Origin of the sequence: Pricia mediterranea (genome assembly GCF_032248455.1) — a bacterium.
Classification (GTDB): Bacteria; Bacteroidota; Bacteroidia; order Flavobacteriales; family Flavobacteriaceae; genus Pricia; species Pricia mediterranea.
Genome location: NZ_JAVTTP010000001.1, coordinates 3,420,815 through 3,437,711 on the forward strand (window position 1 = coordinate 3,420,815; position 16,897 = coordinate 3,437,711).

The following is a 16,897-nucleotide window of genomic DNA, read 5'->3' on the forward strand; positions in this document are numbered from 1 at the left end:
TTCTCTCTATTCTTAAAATTACACCGCCACATCATACTCCCGAAGCGCATCGTTGAGGGATGTTTTTTTGTTGGTGCTCTCTTTTCTGGTACCGATAATCAGGGCGCAAGGCACCTGAAACTCCCCCGCTGGGAAGTTCTTGGTGTAGCTGCCGGGGATAACTACGGAACGGGCCGGAACCCTCCCCTTGGTCTCTTTTGGGGTATCTCCCGTCACATCGATGATCTTGGTGGAGGCCGTCAGCACGACATTGGCCCCCAGCACTGCTTCTTGCTCCACGCGAACGCCCTCGACCACGATACATCGCGATCCGATAAAGGCGTTGTCCTCCACAATGACGGGAGCGGCCTGAAGGGGTTCGAGCACCCCGCCGATGCCTACCCCGCCGCTAAGGTGGACGTTCTTGCCAATTTGGGCGCAACTGCCCACCGTGGCCCAGGTATCGACCATCGTGCCCGCGTCAACATAGGCCCCGATGTTGACATAGCTGGGCATCAAAATGGTTCCCGATGAAATGTAAGCGCCGTGACGGGCGACCGCATGGGGCACGACCCGAATCCCTTTTTCCTTATATCCTGTTTTAAGGGGAATCTTATCGTGGTATTCAAATATGCCTGCCTCTAGGGTTTCCATTTTCTGAATCGGGAAATAGAGTACGACCCCTTTTTTCACCCATTCGTTGATCTGCCAACCATTTTCAGTCGGCTCGGCACAACGCAGTTCGCCCGCATCCAAACGGTCGATGACCTCCCGTATGGCATCTTGGGTGGTATTTTCCTTGAGGAGCTCGCGGTTGTCCCAAGCTTTTTCGATAATCTGTTTTATGTCGGACATTTTTTTGAGTTTATACGTTTGTTATGAGTTTATATGTTTATGAGTTGAGAAGGGTTCCAAACCTAATCCTTACTACCTTATTTCGCCGCAAATATAGCCTTCGGAATAGGATTTGCCGTTCAATTTTATACTTATAACAATTTATCGGTTATTTTTGCCAAAAATATACTGACGTGGGTAGGGTAGTGGCATTGGATTATGGTAAAAAACGAACGGGAATTGCCGTAACCGACCAGCTGCAGTTGATCGCTTCCGGACTTACCTCCGTGCCTACCAGTAATTTAATTGACTTTTTGAAAGCTTACGTCCAAGAAGAAAAAGTCGCGCAGTTTGTTGTGGGAGAACCGCGGCAAATGGACAATACGCCTTCCGAATCGGAAGCTTTGATCGCCCCGTTCTTAGTCAGGTTGAAAAAAGATTTTCCCAACATCCCTATTGCCCGCCATGACGAACGCTTTACCTCAAAACTGGCGGTACGCAGTATGGTGGAGGGTGGAATGAAGAAAAAACAACGTAGAAACAAGGCCCTGATCGATGAAATTAGTGCGACCATCATTCTACAGGATTATTTAAATACCACAAAATGATATTACCTATTGTAGCGTACGGCGATCCGGTTTTGCGAAAAGTCTGTAAAGACGTGCCCGAAGATTTTCCAAAGTTGAAGGAATTGGTCTCCAACATGTACGAAACCATGTATAACGCCAACGGAGTGGGCCTGGCGGCACCCCAGGTCGGATTGCCCATTCGGGTATTTGTAATCGATACCTCGCCCTTTGCCGATGACGACGATCTATCTCCCGAGGATCAAAAAGCGCTGAAAGGCTTTAAACAAACTTTTATCAATGCCCATGTCGAAGAGGAGTCCGGTACCGAATGGGCCTTCAATGAAGGATGCCTCAGTATTCCGGAGATTCGGGAGGACATTAAACGTAAGGATACCCTCACCATCACCTTTGTCGATACCGATTTTAAGGAACGTACCGAAACCTATGACGGACTCTTGGCGCGGGTCATCCAGCACGAGTACGATCACATCGAGGGCATTCTTTTCACCGATAAGCTATCCCCTTTGAAAAAGAGGATGCTAAAGGGAAAACTGACCAACATCTCAAAAGGCAAGATCGATGTCGAATACCGAATGCGGTTCCCAAAGCTTAAAAAAGCACGTTAAAGCTCTGTGGTAATCCATTGAAAAATGCAATCTTTGCCCCATCCATGAACAAAAAAAGTTGAAATGACGTTAGACAAGATTTTATCCATCGGGGGAAGACCCGGTCTCTATAAATTGATTACCCAGACCCGTGGGGGCTTCGTCGCGGAATCCTTGCTCGACAACAAGCGGATTACCGTGAGCATGCGCAGCAACGTCAGTGTACTTTCTGAAATCGCAATCTATACCCTTGAGGAAGAGCTTCCTTTGCGAGAGGTTTTTCTAAAAATACAGGAAAAAGAGAACGGCGGTAAAACGGCCATCGGCCACAAGGAGGATAAAATCAAATTAGAGGAATATTTTTTCGAGGTGCTGCCCCATTACGACGAGGACCGCGTTTATGCCAGCGATATCAAAAAGGTGATCCAATGGTACAACATTTTACATGATAAGGGCATCACCGATTTTTCCGATCCGGAAGAAAAAGAAGCCGAAGGGGATGCTGAGCAAAACAAGCCGCAGGAAAAGAAAGCCCAGGAATCTAAGCCTCAGGGAATGAAATCCTCCGAATCAAAACCGGCGGCCAGGAACACTCCCAATCAAAAGTCCTCCGGCAAACAGACCGCCCAAAAGAATCCGGCCACTAGAAAGAAGTAAAATTTTGGCAAGTAGGGGCATAAGGGGCCGCCAATTTGCCAATTTCCTGCAAGGTTTTACGATTTCTAATCCTTCTCGATTTCTTCGTAGGTATATTTACTTTTCTGCCAGTCGATCAATGGCGAGGGATAATATGTGACGTCCATTCGATCTAGGAAAGGGGCTTGGTTCGCCAACCTTTTCCTATAGTCCTCCCAGTCGCGATTTTCGGGGGTGGACCATCCCAATTCGGAATAGCCGATGGCCCGGGGAAACGCCAAGTAGGAGATTTCGTCAAAATTTTCGATGGTCTCGGACCACAATGGCGCTTCGATGCCCAAGATGTTTTCCATAGGAATGCCTTCGTACGATTCAGGATTCCACACGTAGGCCGAATCCACTGGTACGTAGGCCGCCCAGTGCAGACCGTGTTTCGAAAGGCTATCGTACTGCATGTCCAGGTAGGCTTTCTTGGCAGGGGAAAGAATCATTTTCAATCCCTTTTTGACCGCTATCTGGGCGTTATCGCCACTGCTCCAATATTGGGGAATGGCGGTGGAATCGATATCCGCCGTGACGATTTCATCCCATCCGATCATGCGCTTCCCGTGCTTGTTCACGATTTTTTGCACTCTTTCCACGAAATAGTTGAAGTCCTCCTTTTTGGTCGCATGGCTTTCGTCGCCTCCGGCATGAAAATAAGGCCCGGGGGTCATTTCGGAAATTTCCCGTATTACGTCGTCGAGAAACGCGTAAACGGTATCCTTTCGGGTATCGAAGGTGCTAAAGCCTACTTCTATTCCCTCGTAAGGCTCGACTTTTTTACCGTTGCCGTTCAGGAAGGGATAGGCCACCGAAGCGGCGTTCGTATGTCCGGGCATATCGACTTCGGGCACGATGGTGATATGGTGCTTGGCGGCATAGTCCACTATCTCCCTATAATCCTCCTGCGTATAAAAGCCACCTTCCCCGCCGCCCACTTCGGTGCCGCCGCTGACCTCGGTCAGTTTGGGCCAAGATTTGATTTCGATACGCCAGCCCTGATCGTCCGTTAAATGTAAATGCAGCACATTGTACTTGTAATAGGCCAGCAGGTCGATGTACCGTTTCACCTCCTCGACGCTGAAGAAATGCCGGGCCACATCGAGCATGGTACCCCGATACTCAAAAACGGGATTGTCGATTATCTTTCCCGTGGGGATGGTCCACACCTTATATTCCGCCAAGGTATCATTGCTTTTTTCGGGAATGAGTTGTCTTATGGTCTGAACGCCCCGAAAGGCCCCTTCGGCCGTGTTGGAATTCAGTATCACCGAATCGGCTGTAATGTAGAGCTGGTAGGCTTCGGGTGCATCCAGTTCGAGGCTGTCCGACTGGTTGATATAGATAATACCTTCCCGATGGGGCACCTCCGCAACGTTCACGGGAATATCGAGGGAGGTTTTGGCATCTATTTTATCCGCCAAAAATTGGCCTACTTCGGGAAAACCGGAGGCGTTTTCAGAGGTATAGATGGCCGTAAACTCATCTAACGCGAATCCCCCATGGGTTGCGATAATTTTCATCGGTTTGGGAATCATGTTTTCCAAGGCCAAATCCGTCTCGGGAAAATTCAGTACGCGTTTTTTTCTATCGTCCGCACAGGATAAAAATCCGACGAACACGCAGCAGAAAAATAGGCTTTTGAGTAATAGTTTCATTTTTGTTCCGATTTAGTCTTTGTCGCTCAGTCCCCCGCCTAAGAATCAATTCACAAAGGATTTGAGTACGTCGTACCAGATTTGATAGCCTTTTTGGTTCATGTGAAGTCCATCCTCTATAAAAATATCCTGCTTTACCTTGCTGCCGTCCAGCATGGGATGCCATACGTCGGCATATTCCACCAGCGGATGTGCGTTTGCCAAGCTTTCCAGTTTTTGGTTAAGACGCTTATATTTACCCTTGAGGTTCCACCGGGCAATACTAGGTTTTGCAGCAATCAGTACGATCTGGACAGTGGAATCGTTTCTGTGGATGCTATTGATGATCTGTCGGATATCATTTCGGACCCGCTTCGGTTTTTTGCCCGCAAAAATATCGTTGTCCCCCTCGTAAATAAATACTTTTTCGGGATGAAAACGTAGGATGAGGTCATAGAGGTAGTGGGATAGGTCGGATGCCTCAGACCCCCCGAACCCGGTGTTTACGACTTGGTGCCCAGGAAAGCGGTCTTGAACGTCATGCCACATTCGGATGCTCGAACTCCCTGTAAAGACGATGGTTTCATCGGAAGTGCCGTATACCGTATCATATTTCTTTTGGATGGCTTCGACCTCCGTTTCAAACCGCAGCGCATCCTGTGCGTTCACTGATAAAATTGCTGAAAAAAAAAGAACAATTAACCTATATTTCATGGGGGTATAAATTGCGGTACAAGTTAGCTTTTTATGCAGCATCGCCAAAGTAATCCCGAAAGCGCCTTTCGCAGTCCTTATTTCTCGCTCGTCGGAACGGTGATTTTTTGTGCTACGGACCAATCGTAGAAACGCTGTATCCAATTATCCGAGGGAAGGTCTTGGGGTTTCATCCCAAAGCCGTGGCCGCCTTTGGAGTACATGTGCAACGCGGGATAATGGCCGGCCTCGAGCCATGAGGAATAGAGTTCGATACTGCCCTTCGCCAGTCCCAATGGGTCGTCACTGGCACAGATAATCAGCATCGCGGGTGCGTTTTTTGGAGCCTCCTGCACCGGGTAGGCGGATGTCCACGGATAGACCGGTACGATAAAATTAGGTCGATCGGCTTCCTCAAAATTATAGACAACGCCCATGGTGACCGCTCCGCCGGCAGAAAATCCCATAAAACCTATTTTTTCCGGATCGATATCAAAAGAATCGGCGTTTTCGCGCACATAGGAAATAGCTGAAAGTCCATCGGCCACGGATAATGGCATGACAGGGGACACGCGTTCCCCGATTCGGGCGGGATTAGTGGCTCCTTCATCGCTAATTTCCTTGACCCCGTCCTCTCCTGTGGGCACTAACCTGTATTTTAGCACGAAGGCCGTGATGCCTTTTTGGTTCAGCCATTTGGCCACATCGGTCCCCTCGCTTTCGATACTCAAGGCGTATAGTCCCCCTCCAGGTGCAACGATTACGGATGTCCCGTTGGGGGCGTCCGGACGAAATACCTCCATGGTCGGGACCGACACATTGGTCACCACCTCATTGTTCCATATCTCCGACCGGTATTGTTTTTCAGGATTCTCCCAGACCACGGCGTCCGATTTCTCATGGGGGACTTCAATAATTTCTTGGGCGGTAGCCATTTGGAAGAAAGCCATACAGGGAATGAGTACTATTAATTTTTTCATAGTGAACTTTTAAAGGTTGTATTCAAATCAACTGATAGCATCAAAACTAGGTTAAATCCCTATCCACAGGTATACCCATGCAGCAAGAGCCCCTCCGATCAGTGGACCGACAATAGGCACCCAGGCATAGTTCCAATCGCTGCTGCCCTTGCCCTTTAATGGAAGAATGGCATGCATGATACGGGGTCCTAGATCCCGTGCCGGATTGATGGCATAGCCGGTAGGGCCGCCGAGTCCGAAGCCTATCCCCATGACCAATAAGGCTACGGGAAGGGCGTCGAGCGCACCCAGCTTGATCGGCTCGTCGGAAATCGTACCCCCGGCAATATAGAACACGCCGAAAACCAGTACAAAAGTGCCGATAGTCTCGGTGACCAAATTCCAAAAGGGACTGCGAATGGCAGGGACCGTAGAAAAAGTGACCAGCATCGCTTCCGGGTCCTGTTCCGTGGCCTCGTATTGCTTTTTATAGGTCAACCATACGAGCAGGTTGCCCATCATGCCGCCCATGACTTGGGCCAGCATATATCCGGGCACCAACTCCCAAGGAAATTTTCCTGCGGTCGCAAGGCCCAAGGTCACTGCGGGGTTCAGGTGGGACCCGCTTACATCTGCACTTACAAAGACCCCTACAAAGACCGCGATGCCCCAGGCTAGGGCAATCCCGGTCCACCCGGCATCCGAACCCTTGGTTCCTTTGAGTACAATGTTCGCGACGATACCGTTACCGAGGAGCAGCAACAGAGCGGTTCCAATAAACTCAAAAATATAAACGGTCATAGGTTTGGCTGATTAGTAGGGTCAAAAGGTAAATAAAATTTTGGAAAAATTCGACATCCACGTGTTGATCTTGCCCCGAAGTAGTTGACTCCGGCAGATCGAGATTCCTTTGTTGCGGGATAGTCACACTCCAAATTGGCGTAAATGGTGGTCGAGATGTTTAGAGAAGAGGGTATTCCATTCTTTATCCGTTAAAGGGCCAAAGGCATGGGAATCCTTACTGTTAAAATGTTCCGGGCCCAGTTTTTGAGTCCTTTCGATGTGCGCGATGAGCCGTTTCCTCTCAGTTTCAAAATTTCGTTCATCGGTAATCAGGAATTCAGGTGCGGTGCGGATGTTCTTTCTGTAAGGCTTTGGTCCGACCACTATTTTTTTTGCAAAAAGTTTGATCAGGAATTTCTTCAAACCTTTGGGTTTGGGGTGTTTGTCCGTGTAAACGAGTTCGTACGTCACATTGCAGTGCGCCAACATCTCGGCCACGTTCATTTTACCCCATAGGGGCTGGGTTTTGGGGGTCAAGTTCTTAATTCGGTCAATAGTTTCTTGAACCTCTTTTTCGTCGAATAGATTTTTCCAGGCCATGATGTAAAAATAGTTCTTTTATAGCGACAGTCCGTAAAAATATACGGCAGTAGCAATTGTGGTTTACCCTGGTTTTGTGTAATCATGAAATTTGTCGACTTTCGGCTCTTGATCTTGTCTTCTCTTGTAGGGTTTACTCAGGGGCCACCTTTCCACGAAGGAATGCTCATTTATAGTTGCTATCTTTTTCATTCAATCTTCTCATCACCTCTTCCAATGAAAACGGCGGTTTTCTGCCGAAATAAGTACTAATTCCTAAGGGTCCAGACCTGAAAAAGGGTACCGAGGATCGATCTAAACGCGGCAACGGAGCGGCCGTGTAAAGGCGGCCCCCTTCAACAAGCACTTCACAATGGTGCCAATACCCATACTACATGCAAGAGCGGTCCGGTTTAGTTAACACGGCGTTCATTTTGAGCCTTACCGACCACACGAACGCGAGTTGTGCGCTGCAGTTATTCGGCGGGAAACCTTCCGGTCAGTTCCCCCAGTATAAGATTTGGGTCATAGCCATACCCATTTTTAAATACGGTTTCAACGTTTCTAATACTGTCGTTTATATTACCGGCAATAACTACAAAATCTGCTTTTTTGCCTTTCCCTATCGAGCCGATCTCATTATCGGAAAGAGCTTTTGCTCCATTGCTTGTCAAAATCTTAATAGCTTCTTCCGTGGTGAATCCAGCTTCCTTCAACAGTTCAAAGTTTCTTTGGTCCCCAAAACCAGGTAGAATGTGTCGGCCGGCATCGACCCCCGCTGTTAAATTGCCGCCCATTTTATAGAATTGATGTTCGAACTGCATTCTTTTCTTTAAGATTTGTTCTTTAGTGTCGTATCCTTTCTCGAGTTCATCAAAATTATTTCTTCGATTTTGATATTGGGATTTCAAAAACGGCGACATGATTTTCAGACTTCGTTCATCTGCAAAAGCTCGATCCGGCATACCGGATTCATAAATTGCCAAGGTGGAAGTCATGAATACATTTTCATCTATCATCAATTGTTGAAGACGTTGTACTTTTTCACTTGAGACATCAAGGGTCTGTAAGTAATCCCAAGAGCCATTGCATTCGCCCAATGTCTTGTCTTCGCGAAAATCGCTCATACTGTTGAAACCATGCTCTATTCCGTCAATGCCCAATTTTGTCGCTTGCTCAAATGTTATGGAACATAAATGGCCGGTTACTTTCGCATTTTGATCATGTGCTTCTTGAATTATGGTTTTCAGGTCGTTCGGTTTAGTGTTGCGATAAACTTTGAACCACTTGACCCCTTTTACTGTCCAGTATTTAATAGTGTCTCTAATATGTTCTGCATTTCTGGGAATAATCATGTTTTGATTACCTCCTTTACCGGTAAAATAAGGCCCGCTTGTAATAATGTTCGGTCCAACGGCCTGTCCGGTTTTTATTTTTTCGGCCAGTTCAATTTCCTTTTCCGGTGAGGCCGAACCACAGGTTTGAATGGTCGTAACCCCTGATGCCAAGTAAAGTTTTGAAGCCTCGGCACCGATAAAAGGAAAATGTGGAATATGCAAGTGGTTGTGGACGCCTACAATCCCGGGAATAATAGTTTTACCACTGAGGTCAACCAATTCAGCATCATTCGGTATTTCAATTTCAGAGCTTTCTCCGATCGAATGGAAGTAACCATCAACTATAATGACCGTTTGATTTTCTTTGGCATCATTTCCCTTTCCGTCAAAGACTTTGACGTTTGCCAGGGCTGTTATTTTTGAACGATACTTTACATACTTGAGTACGTTCTTATTGAGTGCTATTTGTTTGTTATTAAAACGGAAATCTAAGTTCTGAACGGTTGACTTTGGCTTAGAAGATTCTTCGCAAGCGATAAAGGTCACTAACAGGAATATGAATGTAAAATTTCGCAATGAAGATTCTTTTTATATGCATAGAATGGAATTGAACAAGCGCAGTGCGGGGCCGTGGCATTTCTGGGTCCGATATCCGGATATTTTTACTGACGTCTTTGCAGGTCCGGTCCTGCGGGCCTGCCCGTCTTGCGCTTATTCGTTGTTGAACTAATCCCCGTACCTCGGAAGCTTTTAGCTACTTGTAAAAATACATTATCTTGATCGGTTCATAAAAACCTTACGAATGTGTATTCAAAAAAAACGGCGACGATCTTGAAGACGGCCTCGGATCAGGTACCCGGATTTAAGGAACTTGTCCTGACCTTTGAAAGGAGCTTACCATCAACGGCAAGGCCACCGGCACCCTAAGGAACTACCTGCGGTGTCTGGCTCACTTGGTGCTGCATTACAAATGTACTCCGGAGCTTTTCGGCGAAGAGCGGATAGACAACTACCTCCACCATTGCCAAAGCCTATACGATACCCCTTCGGAGAACGTTTTTAAACATACCATCTTTGGGCTCCGCGCCGTCTACAAGGTGCTGGGGATGGATAGGAAGCGCATCGGGCTTCCACAGATCAAAAGGCAGAAGGACCTTCCCTTGGTGCTCAGTAAAAGGGAGGTGCGGGAGCTGTTGATGGACCCAAAATACCTGAAGCACCGGTTGATGCTTGCCATGCTCTACGGTTGCGGGCTGCACATACACATAGTGGCTGGCGGGCAAAATGGCCGCGAACACCTCTACGTACTTTATCTCGCCCGTTGTCCTGTCTACTGTTCGGAGTTTTTTGCCCGTGTAGTCGACGAACACCTTATCACCGTAACGGTGGTTTATCTTTCCGCTCGTTTTGGTGCGCCTCGACCAACTGTTCAGGTGTTCGTTGAATTGGCTCGTACCGCAGCCGTCGGGATGTTTCGATATATACCATTTCCATAATATGAACTTGGTACAGCCCGTCTTTTTCAGTTCCTTGGCAAAATAGGAAAAATACGAGGACAGTACCTCGTACCTGTCGTCGTCGACCGTATCGGTCTCGGGGAAAAGTTTTGCCAGCTCCGCGTCGACCATTTCCCGAAGGGCTGACAGGGACACTCCCGATGCCGTTATCAGGCGCACATATTTATTGACCGTGTTGCGGTGGACGGACAGTATCCCGGATATTTCGCGGTTACTGGTCTTGCGTTCCTTGAGTCGGATAATCTGTTTTAGCTTCATCATCTCTATCGGTTTTCTGGCCATCTATCTGGGTTTATCGTTAAACCTCCAAATAAATGTCTCCGACAGAAATCAAATCTCGGACCGGCACATTTTGAATCGGCGCGGCGACCTTTTCGGATATCGGTCCCTGGCACATTTTGAATCGGTGGTTTCCGGTTTTGCATGGCCCAATATTTCTTGTACATGGCGCAGGCCTACCCCGTTTCCCATGAGGTGGGTGGCGAACGAATGGCGTAAGGTGTGGGGCGTAACCCTCTTCTTGATGCCTGCACGTTCGCATGACCGTTTTAAAAATGCCCTGACGCTAGCGGCACTGTAACGGCTTCCAATCGGGCCTTCGACAAAATATTTCTTGGGGGCATAGGTGGAAAAGTAATTTTCGAACAATCGCAAAAAACTTTCGGCTAGTATGACGTTGCGGTCTTTTCTGCCTTTGGCATTCTTGACCAAGAGCTGTCTGCGGTCGATATCGATATGGTGGAGTTGCAGGCTTAAAACTTCTCTGATGCGCAGTCCGACGGAATAGGTGAGGACCAATATTGCCCTGTGCTTCAAGTTCTTGTGGCCCGTAGTAGCTCCAGTACTTCTTGCTGGCTTATTACTTCGGGGAGATAACTGCTTTTTTTCGGACGTTTAAGTTAAAATAGGGGCGTACCGTGCTTTCGCTCAGTCGCAAGCCGCCCAGATAAGAGACGTAACCTCTTATAAGCGCTTTATTTTCATCGGATATGATACGACTTGTTTTCGAGGCTGTACCTATTTTATGTTCGGACGCTTGCCTCCCGGTCGTTTTGCCTATCATTGTTTTTCGACCGGACATTTTCTGCTCTATGGCCTGCCCTTTGAACCCTCTCCCTCTCGTTTTCCGATGGGGATCCCGCCATTCGGCCGTATTTTGTTCAATCGCTTTCCGCTCGATTCATCTTTGGGTGAACGTTTGTTGTACGCTCCTCTGCAGCGCAATCATTTCCTGGCCCATATTATCGGGTTCGGCCGCTTGTCTCTGGTCGTTTTTCGGATAGGGAGCAGGCCTCTCCAGTGTTTTTTTGGGAGGGCATCTGTCGCTGGCTCGTCTGCCCCGGGTTCATTGGCCGCTCGCTCATTGTTCGCGTGGTCACTTTCCATTCGGGTGCTTTCTGCGCTGTCGTTTTCTCTTTTTGCAGCGCACGGTAGTCAACATACCAATTCTTTCTTCGCAAATGGGTATAGCGTGTTCCAATTTTCAGTGGTTAGCGGTACGTAGAATGATTTATGGGTCTGGCTCCATTTTACGGATAGTTTTTTCAGATGGAGCCGTACTTCATCGTCATAACCGAATCGGATGCCCATTTGCTGGACGCCCCCGGTGTTCGAATTGGGTCAGGGTGATTCGTTATAAGCGGTTCTTCAAGGTGGTCGTACCCCGGCAGATAAGCCTAAAAGGTTTCGATCCTTTATTCTACAAGTGGTTGTTATTCATGTTTATCGTACCCCATGTACTACCATTTCCAGCGTGTATACCGAATCCATGGCTGTGATGAACAGTGTTTTTTGATCGGGACCGGCGAAGGTGATATTGGCGGTCCACGTTTCGGGAACGGGAATGTGCTGAATTTGATTTCCATACTTATCGAATACGGTGACACCGTCCCCGGTAAGATAGACGTTGCCCCGATTGTCGATGGTCATCCCATCGGAACCCATTTCTGCATACAATTTCCTGCTGTACAGATTGCCATCGTCGCGAATATCGTATTCGTAGGTCTTTTTGGCGTCGATGTCCGAAACATAGAGCAGCTTGCCATCGGGAGAGCCGATGATGCCGTTGGGCTGTTCGAAATCGATATCTCCGACAACACGGGGGGTATCGGTCCCGGGAGCTAGGTAATAGACGCTCCGGGCTTCCTGTGGCGGCTCATTATGCGTCCACCAGCTGCGTTGGTAATAAGGGTCGGTAAAGTAGATGCCTCCCTTGCCATCGACCCAAAGGTCATTGGGCCCATTGAGCTTTTTTCCTTCGAAACCATCGGTCAGCACGGTCACATTTTTGTCGGGATCGATACGCCACAATTCGTTTTTTTCGTCCGCAGCGGATAAAAGGTTGCCCTCATCGTCAAAATAGAGTCCGTTTGAACGTCCCGCGGGTTTCATATACTCGGAAACGGAGTTATCGGACGCATTCCATTTCATGATACGGTCGTTGGGCTGATCGGTAAAATAAACGTCCCCCTTGCTGTCAACGGCTGGTCCCTCGGTAAATTCGTAGTCGTCCGCTACCAAGGTAAGCTCTGCCCCATCGGCGATAATTTTTTGGTCGGCCGTTTTTTGGGCTTTGCAGGCCCCGGCCAACAGAACAAGAGCCAGTGCGAATAGCTGTAGCGGTACGGTCAAAGAAGTTTTCATATTATTTTGGTCTTTCATCGATTTTCGTTTTTAGTCGCCTTCTATCCCAACTCGCGCAAAAAAGACATATTTTCCTTCATACTTTCCGTAGGGTTTTTCGTGTACTCTTCCTGTTCAATATAGATATGTTTCACGCCCGATTCTTTTTGATGGGCCATCATGGCAGGGATATCCAGGCCTCCTTTTCCGAATTCAGTGCTTTCCTTTTTGTCCATATCCATATCTTTCAGGTGCCATAGGGGAAAGCGTCCCGGATACTTTGCAAAATAATCCAAGGGGTCTTTGCCGGCCACGACGACCCATCCCAGGTCGAGTTCCATGTGTACCAGGTCATCTTCCGTGTGGTCCATTAGCACGTCGAAAAGTACGGTTCCGTTTTCCGATTCGAATTCGTATTCGTGGTTGTGATAGCCGAATTTGAGTCCCAATTCCCGACAGGCTTCCCCGGCCTTGTTGAACTGGTCCGCCACCTTTTTGTAATTGTTCACCGTCTGGCCTTTGCTCGGCAACGAGGAGCAGATCACATAGTCCTGTCCCGATTCCACCGCTTGCTCCATTGTGTTCTGAAAATCGTCGTCAAGGGCGACGTGGCCGCTGGTCAGCTTCATCCCCAAATCTTCGCAGGCCGTTTTCATCTCCTTGGGCGAAAGTCCGTAATAAAGACCCTTGCCACTCCGGGCGGATTCGATTTCCTTAAAACCGATGGCCGCAATTTTTTCCAGGGTCCCCAGGGCATCCGCGGCCATTTCATCTCGAAATGAATACAATTGTACCCCGAATTTTTGGACGTTGTTGGGTTTGAAACTATAGGATGGCAGCAGCAGCGTTCCAAGGGCAAGGGCGCCGGACTGCCGTAAAAAAGTTCTACGTCTGTTCATAGTATGAAGGTTGAACGCATGAAGATAATGAAAAATAACGAACCTTTTGCTAGGCGGAAGCTTCGGAAATGACTGTAATGTATGTGTGGGAATTACCTGTTGCTGAGTTATGGGAATGAATCAAGTATTTGGTAGAGGAATTACGTTTTTCAAGAAGGATTGGTACCTCTTTTTACTTAATGATCGAAAAAAGACATTGCAAAACTTGTACATTTATTTTGGACGGATGGGTACGAGTTTATTCTCTAGGAATGGGACTTTTTCGATACGGACAGTTGTAGAAATCCGATTTACATTGAAAATGTGAGTCCGTAGTTCTTTGGATGGAGGATGGTTTTGTAGTGGAAATATTAAAAATATTGTAGGTTCTCCATCTTATAGCGTGGATTACTAAGGTTTGCGCAATTATGGGGCGGGAAGCGGAATAGATAATTACCTTTGCACAAATTTTTTGAATAGGATGAATTCCAGACAAACACAGTTAAAGGCGTTCGACCGTCTGTTGACGATAATGGACGAGCTCCGTGCCCAATGCCCGTGGGATAAAAAGCAGACGATGCAAAGCCTGCGGCATCTGACCATCGAGGAGACCTATGAATTGGGGGATGCGATATTGGACAATGATCTGGAGGAGGTCAAAAAGGAATTGGGCGACGTGTTGTTGCATATCGTTTTTTACGCCAAGATCGGTTCCGAAACCGACGATTTCGATATCGCCGATGTCTGCAACGACATCTGTGAAAAGCTGATCAATCGGCACCCCCACATCTATGGCGATGTAGAGGTCAAAGGTGAGGCCGATGTCAAGCGCAACTGGGAAAATATCAAGCTTCGGGAAGGGAAGAAGTCTGTATTGGAAGGCGTTCCAAAAGGACTCCCCGCGCTGGTAAAGGCCAACCGTATTCAGGAGAAGGTTACGGGTGTAGGCTTCGATTGGGAAAAACCCGAGCAGGTCTGGGAGAAGTTACAGGAAGAACTGCAGGAATTTGAAGCAGAGGTTACGGAAAGGGATTCGGGTAAAATGGAGGCGGAATTCGGGGATGTGCTATTTTCATTGGTCAACTACGCCCGGTTTCTAAATATCGACCCCGAAAACGCCCTCGAACGCACCAACAAAAAATTCATTGGCCGTTTTCAATACTTGGAAGAAAAAGCCAAAGAACTTGGCAAACCGCTGGGGGACATGACGCTTGCGGAAATGGATGTCTTTTGGGAAGAGGCGAAGGGAGTTGGCAGGGGACAGTGAGCGATGGTCAGTGGCCAGTATGCAGTTGCTGTAGGCAGTGAACAGTGAGCGGTTTAGGGGGCAGTGACAGTGCGCGGTGTGCAGTCGGAAGTGTGCAAATGACATAGCACTAAGACCAGAAAAAATATAAAAGAGCGCTAAGAACTTGAACATAGAACAAAAAGCAGCAAAGAACACGGAGCTTCAAATTGACAGTCGCACGGGCAGCAATCCAATTGTTAGAATAACTTTCCCTTGAAAGCATACACCAAAGAATTCCGCTACAACATCAAGCTCGCCGTGCCCGTAATCCTGGGTATGTTGGGTCACACCTTTGTGCAGTTGGCGGACAATATCATGGTCGGGCAGTTGGGTACCGCCCAATTGGCCGCCGTATCGTTGGGCAACAGTTTTGTTTTTATCGCCATGTCGTTGGGTATCGGGTTTTCTACCGCGATTACGCCCCTGGTGGCGGAGGCGGACGGGGCCGGCAACCGCGCGGACGGGAAGAGCGCCCTAAAGCACGGTCTTCTGTTGTGCACCGTGCTGGGCCTGGCCCTTTTTGGGGTCATTTTGCTGGCCAAGCCCCTGATGTATTTTATGGAACAGCCGCCCGAAGTGGTCGAACTGGCGATTCCCTATTTAGATCTTGTAGCTTTTTCGTTGGTGCCGCTAATCATATTTCAGGCTTTCAAACAGTTTTCAGAGGGACTCTCCCAGACGAAATATCCTATGTATGCGACCATCGTGGCCAACGTCATCAATATCGTATTGAACTATTTACTGATTTTCGGCTCTTTCGGTTTTCCGAAAATGGGAATCGTTGGGGCGGCCATCGGCACCCTGACCGCGCGTGTTTTGATGGTCGCGTATCTTTGGTACCTGCTCAAGCGCAAGCAAAAGTTTCGATTTTACGTTACGGGATTTAACTTCAGGAAATTGGAACGAAAAGTAATCAAAAAGATTATTAGCCTTGGATTTCCATCGGCCTTGCAGATGTTTTTCGAGGTCGCCATTTTTACGTCCGCGGTCTGGATAAGCGGCGTATTGGGTAAAAATGCACAGGCTGCCAACCAGATTGCCCTGAACCTGAGCAGTATGACCTTTATGTTCGGAATGGGCCTTGGGGTAGCGGCCATGGTGCGGGTCGGCATCCAAAAGGGATTGCGGAATTTTAAGGAACTGCGACGTATTGCGAAGTCCATCTTCCTGTTGACCTTTTTGCTGGAAATCCTGTTCGCCGGGCTGTTTCTCATCGGTCGGCATTGGTTTCCGACCTTGTACCTCGATGTAGATGATTTGGTGAACATGGCGGACAATACCGAAGTGATTACCTTGGCGGCGGAACTGCTATTGGTAGCCGCCTTTTTCCAGATTTCCGATGGGGTGCAGGTGGTGGTGCTCGGCGCTTTAAGGGGACTCCAAGATGTTAAGATTCCCACTTTGATTACCTTTGTCGCCTATTGGGGCGTCGGTTTTCCGGTGATGTACTATCTCGGACTCAAGACCGATCTGGAAAGTACGGGTATTTGGATCGGCCTCTTGGCGGGCCTTACCGCTTCGGCCATTCTCTTGTATATTCGTTTCCATTACTTGACCGATAGGCTGATAGTGGAGAAGCGGTTGGAGATTGATGGATAGGAAAGATAGTGGGTTAGTGAGCTAGTGGATTACTGTGGTAGCGAACTAGTGTTCTATGATTCAATTATAGATTAAAACAAAAGATTTTTTTATGGAGTTTCCGAAATTTCTGTTAGGTGACAATACCGACTATCCGACCGCGATATTTGTGGTACATACCGAATACCCCAGGTTTATCATCAATTTGGAGAACGACGAGGTAGAATGGCTGGAAGATTTTTCAAGAGAGGATGAAAAGGAGCTGGAATCCGAGGCCGAAAGCTTGATCGAACAGGCGAACACCTTCTATGATCGGGAAGTTTCCCGTTACGAAGAATAGTGCTGGCCTGACTTTCTTGGT

The 16,897-nt window shown here is 48.0% G+C and carries 16 protein-coding genes and 1 pseudogene; 6 read left to right on the forward strand and 11 right to left on the reverse strand.

Annotation, left to right across the window (positions count from 1 at the left end):
• Positions 1 to 18 precede the first annotated feature (18 nt).
• Positions 19 to 834 carry a 2,3,4,5-tetrahydropyridine-2,6-dicarboxylate N-succinyltransferase gene (locus RQM65_RS14095; protein WP_314015993.1) on the reverse strand — a complete coding sequence of 272 codons (816 nt, stop codon included), beginning with the start codon at positions 832 to 834 and terminating at the stop codon, positions 19 to 21.
• A gap of 173 nt (positions 835 to 1,007) precedes the next feature.
• On the opposite strand from RQM65_RS14095, the gene ruvX reads away from it, so the two are divergent.
• The 3 genes and pseudogenes from ruvX to RQM65_RS14110 form a co-directional block, all read left to right on the forward strand.
• Complete coding sequence (ruvX, locus tag RQM65_RS14100; RefSeq protein ID WP_314015995.1) at positions 1,008 to 1,421, forward strand: Holliday junction resolvase RuvX; 414 nt, start codon at positions 1,008 to 1,010, stop codon at positions 1,419 to 1,421.
• A complete protein-coding gene (gene def / locus RQM65_RS14105) occupies positions 1,418 to 2,008 on the forward strand; it encodes a peptide deformylase (RefSeq protein WP_314015997.1) in 591 nt (196 codons plus the stop codon). The genes ruvX and def overlap by 4 nt, the downstream gene beginning before the upstream one ends.
• Before the next feature lie 63 nt (positions 2,009 to 2,071).
• Positions 2,072 to 2,494: pseudogene (locus tag RQM65_RS14110) on the forward strand (DUF5606 family protein); the annotation flags it as partial.
• A 215-nt stretch (positions 2,495 to 2,709) separates the two neighbouring features.
• On the opposite strand, the gene RQM65_RS14115 reads toward RQM65_RS14110, so the two are convergent.
• The 10 genes from RQM65_RS14115 to RQM65_RS14160 all read right to left on the reverse strand — a co-directional run bounded on the left by RQM65_RS14115 (position 2,710) and on the right by RQM65_RS14160 (position 13,691).
• On the reverse strand, positions 2,710 to 4,323 hold the full coding sequence (locus tag RQM65_RS14115) for a beta-N-acetylhexosaminidase (protein ID WP_314015999.1): 1,614 nt from the start codon (positions 4,321 to 4,323) through the stop codon (positions 2,710 to 2,712).
• Between the two features lie 45 nt (positions 4,324 to 4,368).
• Positions 4,369 to 5,016: a GDSL-type esterase/lipase family protein gene (locus RQM65_RS14120; protein ID WP_314016001.1), complete on the reverse strand. Its 648-nt coding sequence runs from the start codon at positions 5,014 to 5,016 to the stop codon at positions 4,369 to 4,371.
• A gap of 77 nt (positions 5,017 to 5,093) precedes the next feature.
• Positions 5,094 to 5,975, reverse strand: coding sequence for an alpha/beta hydrolase (locus RQM65_RS14125; RefSeq protein WP_314016003.1), 882 nt, complete (start codon positions 5,973 to 5,975; stop codon positions 5,094 to 5,096).
• A 51-nt stretch (positions 5,976 to 6,026) separates the two neighbouring features.
• The gene (locus tag RQM65_RS14130; RefSeq protein WP_314016004.1) at positions 6,027 to 6,755 is read right to left on the reverse strand and encodes an MIP/aquaporin family protein; all 729 of its coding nucleotides are present in this window, start codon (positions 6,753 to 6,755) and stop codon (positions 6,027 to 6,029) included.
• Positions 6,756 to 6,878: 123 nt separating this feature from the next.
• On the reverse strand, positions 6,879 to 7,337 hold the full coding sequence (locus RQM65_RS14135) for a DUF1569 domain-containing protein (protein ID WP_314016005.1): 459 nt from the start codon (positions 7,335 to 7,337) through the stop codon (positions 6,879 to 6,881).
• Between the two features lie 455 nt (positions 7,338 to 7,792).
• A complete protein-coding gene (locus tag RQM65_RS14140; RefSeq protein ID WP_314016007.1) occupies positions 7,793 to 9,229 on the reverse strand; it encodes an amidohydrolase family protein in 1,437 nt (478 codons plus the stop codon).
• A gap of 455 nt (positions 9,230 to 9,684) precedes the next feature.
• Entirely contained in the window at positions 9,685 to 10,452 is a 768-nt protein-coding gene (locus RQM65_RS14145; RefSeq protein WP_314016009.1) for a hypothetical protein, read from the reverse strand.
• A 48-nt stretch (positions 10,453 to 10,500) separates the two neighbouring features.
• Positions 10,501 to 10,986, reverse strand: coding sequence for a tyrosine-type recombinase/integrase (locus tag RQM65_RS14150; RefSeq protein ID WP_314016011.1), 486 nt, complete (start codon positions 10,984 to 10,986; stop codon positions 10,501 to 10,503).
• Positions 10,987 to 11,892: 906 nt separating this feature from the next.
• Positions 11,893 to 12,831 carry an SMP-30/gluconolactonase/LRE family protein gene (locus tag RQM65_RS14155; protein WP_314016013.1) on the reverse strand — a complete coding sequence of 313 codons (939 nt, stop codon included), beginning with the start codon at positions 12,829 to 12,831 and terminating at the stop codon, positions 11,893 to 11,895.
• A 23-nt stretch (positions 12,832 to 12,854) separates the two neighbouring features.
• Positions 12,855 to 13,691, reverse strand: a complete 837-nt coding sequence (locus tag RQM65_RS14160) for a sugar phosphate isomerase/epimerase family protein (RefSeq protein ID WP_314016014.1) — start codon at positions 13,689 to 13,691, stop codon at positions 12,855 to 12,857.
• Between the two features lie 460 nt (positions 13,692 to 14,151).
• Here RQM65_RS14160 and mazG point away from each other — a divergent pair, with 460 nt between their 5' ends.
• The 3 genes from mazG (at position 14,152) to RQM65_RS14175 (ending at position 16,876) form a co-directional block, all read left to right on the forward strand.
• Positions 14,152 to 14,937 (forward strand): nucleoside triphosphate pyrophosphohydrolase, encoded by a 786-nt coding sequence (gene mazG / locus RQM65_RS14165; RefSeq protein ID WP_314016016.1) that lies wholly within the window; start codon positions 14,152 to 14,154, stop codon positions 14,935 to 14,937.
• Between the two features lie 234 nt (positions 14,938 to 15,171).
• Positions 15,172 to 16,557 carry an MATE family efflux transporter gene (locus RQM65_RS14170; RefSeq protein ID WP_314016018.1) on the forward strand — a complete coding sequence of 462 codons (1,386 nt, stop codon included), beginning with the start codon at positions 15,172 to 15,174 and terminating at the stop codon, positions 16,555 to 16,557.
• Positions 16,558 to 16,648: 91 nt separating this feature from the next.
• Positions 16,649 to 16,876 carry a DUF8828 family protein gene (locus RQM65_RS14175; RefSeq protein WP_314016020.1) on the forward strand — a complete coding sequence of 76 codons (228 nt, stop codon included), beginning with the start codon at positions 16,649 to 16,651 and terminating at the stop codon, positions 16,874 to 16,876.
• Positions 16,877 to 16,897 lie beyond the last annotated feature (21 nt).

What these genes read in the sequence shown, in the direction of transcription:
- RQM65_RS14135 (WP_314016005.1), bottom strand. Translation starts at nt 7,337, where the DNA reads ATGGCCTGGAAAAATCTATTCGACGAAAAAGAGGTTCAAGAAACTATT.
- RQM65_RS14115 (WP_314015999.1), bottom strand. Translation starts at nt 4,323, where the DNA reads ATGAAACTATTACTCAAAAGCCTATTTTTCTGCTGCGTGTTCGTCGGA.
- def (WP_314015997.1), top strand. Translation starts at nt 1,418, where the DNA reads ATGATATTACCTATTGTAGCGTACGGCGATCCGGTTTTGCGAAAAGTC.
- RQM65_RS14125 (WP_314016003.1), bottom strand. Translation starts at nt 5,975, where the DNA reads ATGAAAAAATTAATAGTACTCATTCCCTGTATGGCTTTCTTCCAAATG.
- mazG (WP_314016016.1), top strand. Translation starts at nt 14,152, where the DNA reads ATGAATTCCAGACAAACACAGTTAAAGGCGTTCGACCGTCTGTTGACG.
- RQM65_RS14130 (WP_314016004.1), bottom strand. Translation starts at nt 6,755, where the DNA reads ATGACCGTTTATATTTTTGAGTTTATTGGAACCGCTCTGTTGCTGCTC.
- RQM65_RS14095 (WP_314015993.1), bottom strand. Translation starts at nt 834, where the DNA reads ATGTCCGACATAAAACAGATTATCGAAAAAGCTTGGGACAACCGCGAG.
- RQM65_RS14160 (WP_314016014.1), bottom strand. Translation starts at nt 13,691, where the DNA reads ATGAACAGACGTAGAACTTTTTTACGGCAGTCCGGCGCCCTTGCCCTT.
- RQM65_RS14120 (WP_314016001.1), bottom strand. Translation starts at nt 5,016, where the DNA reads ATGAAATATAGGTTAATTGTTCTTTTTTTTTCAGCAATTTTATCAGTG.
- RQM65_RS14155 (WP_314016013.1), bottom strand. Translation starts at nt 12,831, where the DNA reads ATGAAAGACCAAAATAATATGAAAACTTCTTTGACCGTACCGCTACAG.
- RQM65_RS14145 (WP_314016009.1), bottom strand. Translation starts at nt 10,452, where the DNA reads ATGGCCAGAAAACCGATAGAGATGATGAAGCTAAAACAGATTATCCGA.
- RQM65_RS14175 (WP_314016020.1), top strand. Translation starts at nt 16,649, where the DNA reads ATGGAGTTTCCGAAATTTCTGTTAGGTGACAATACCGACTATCCGACC.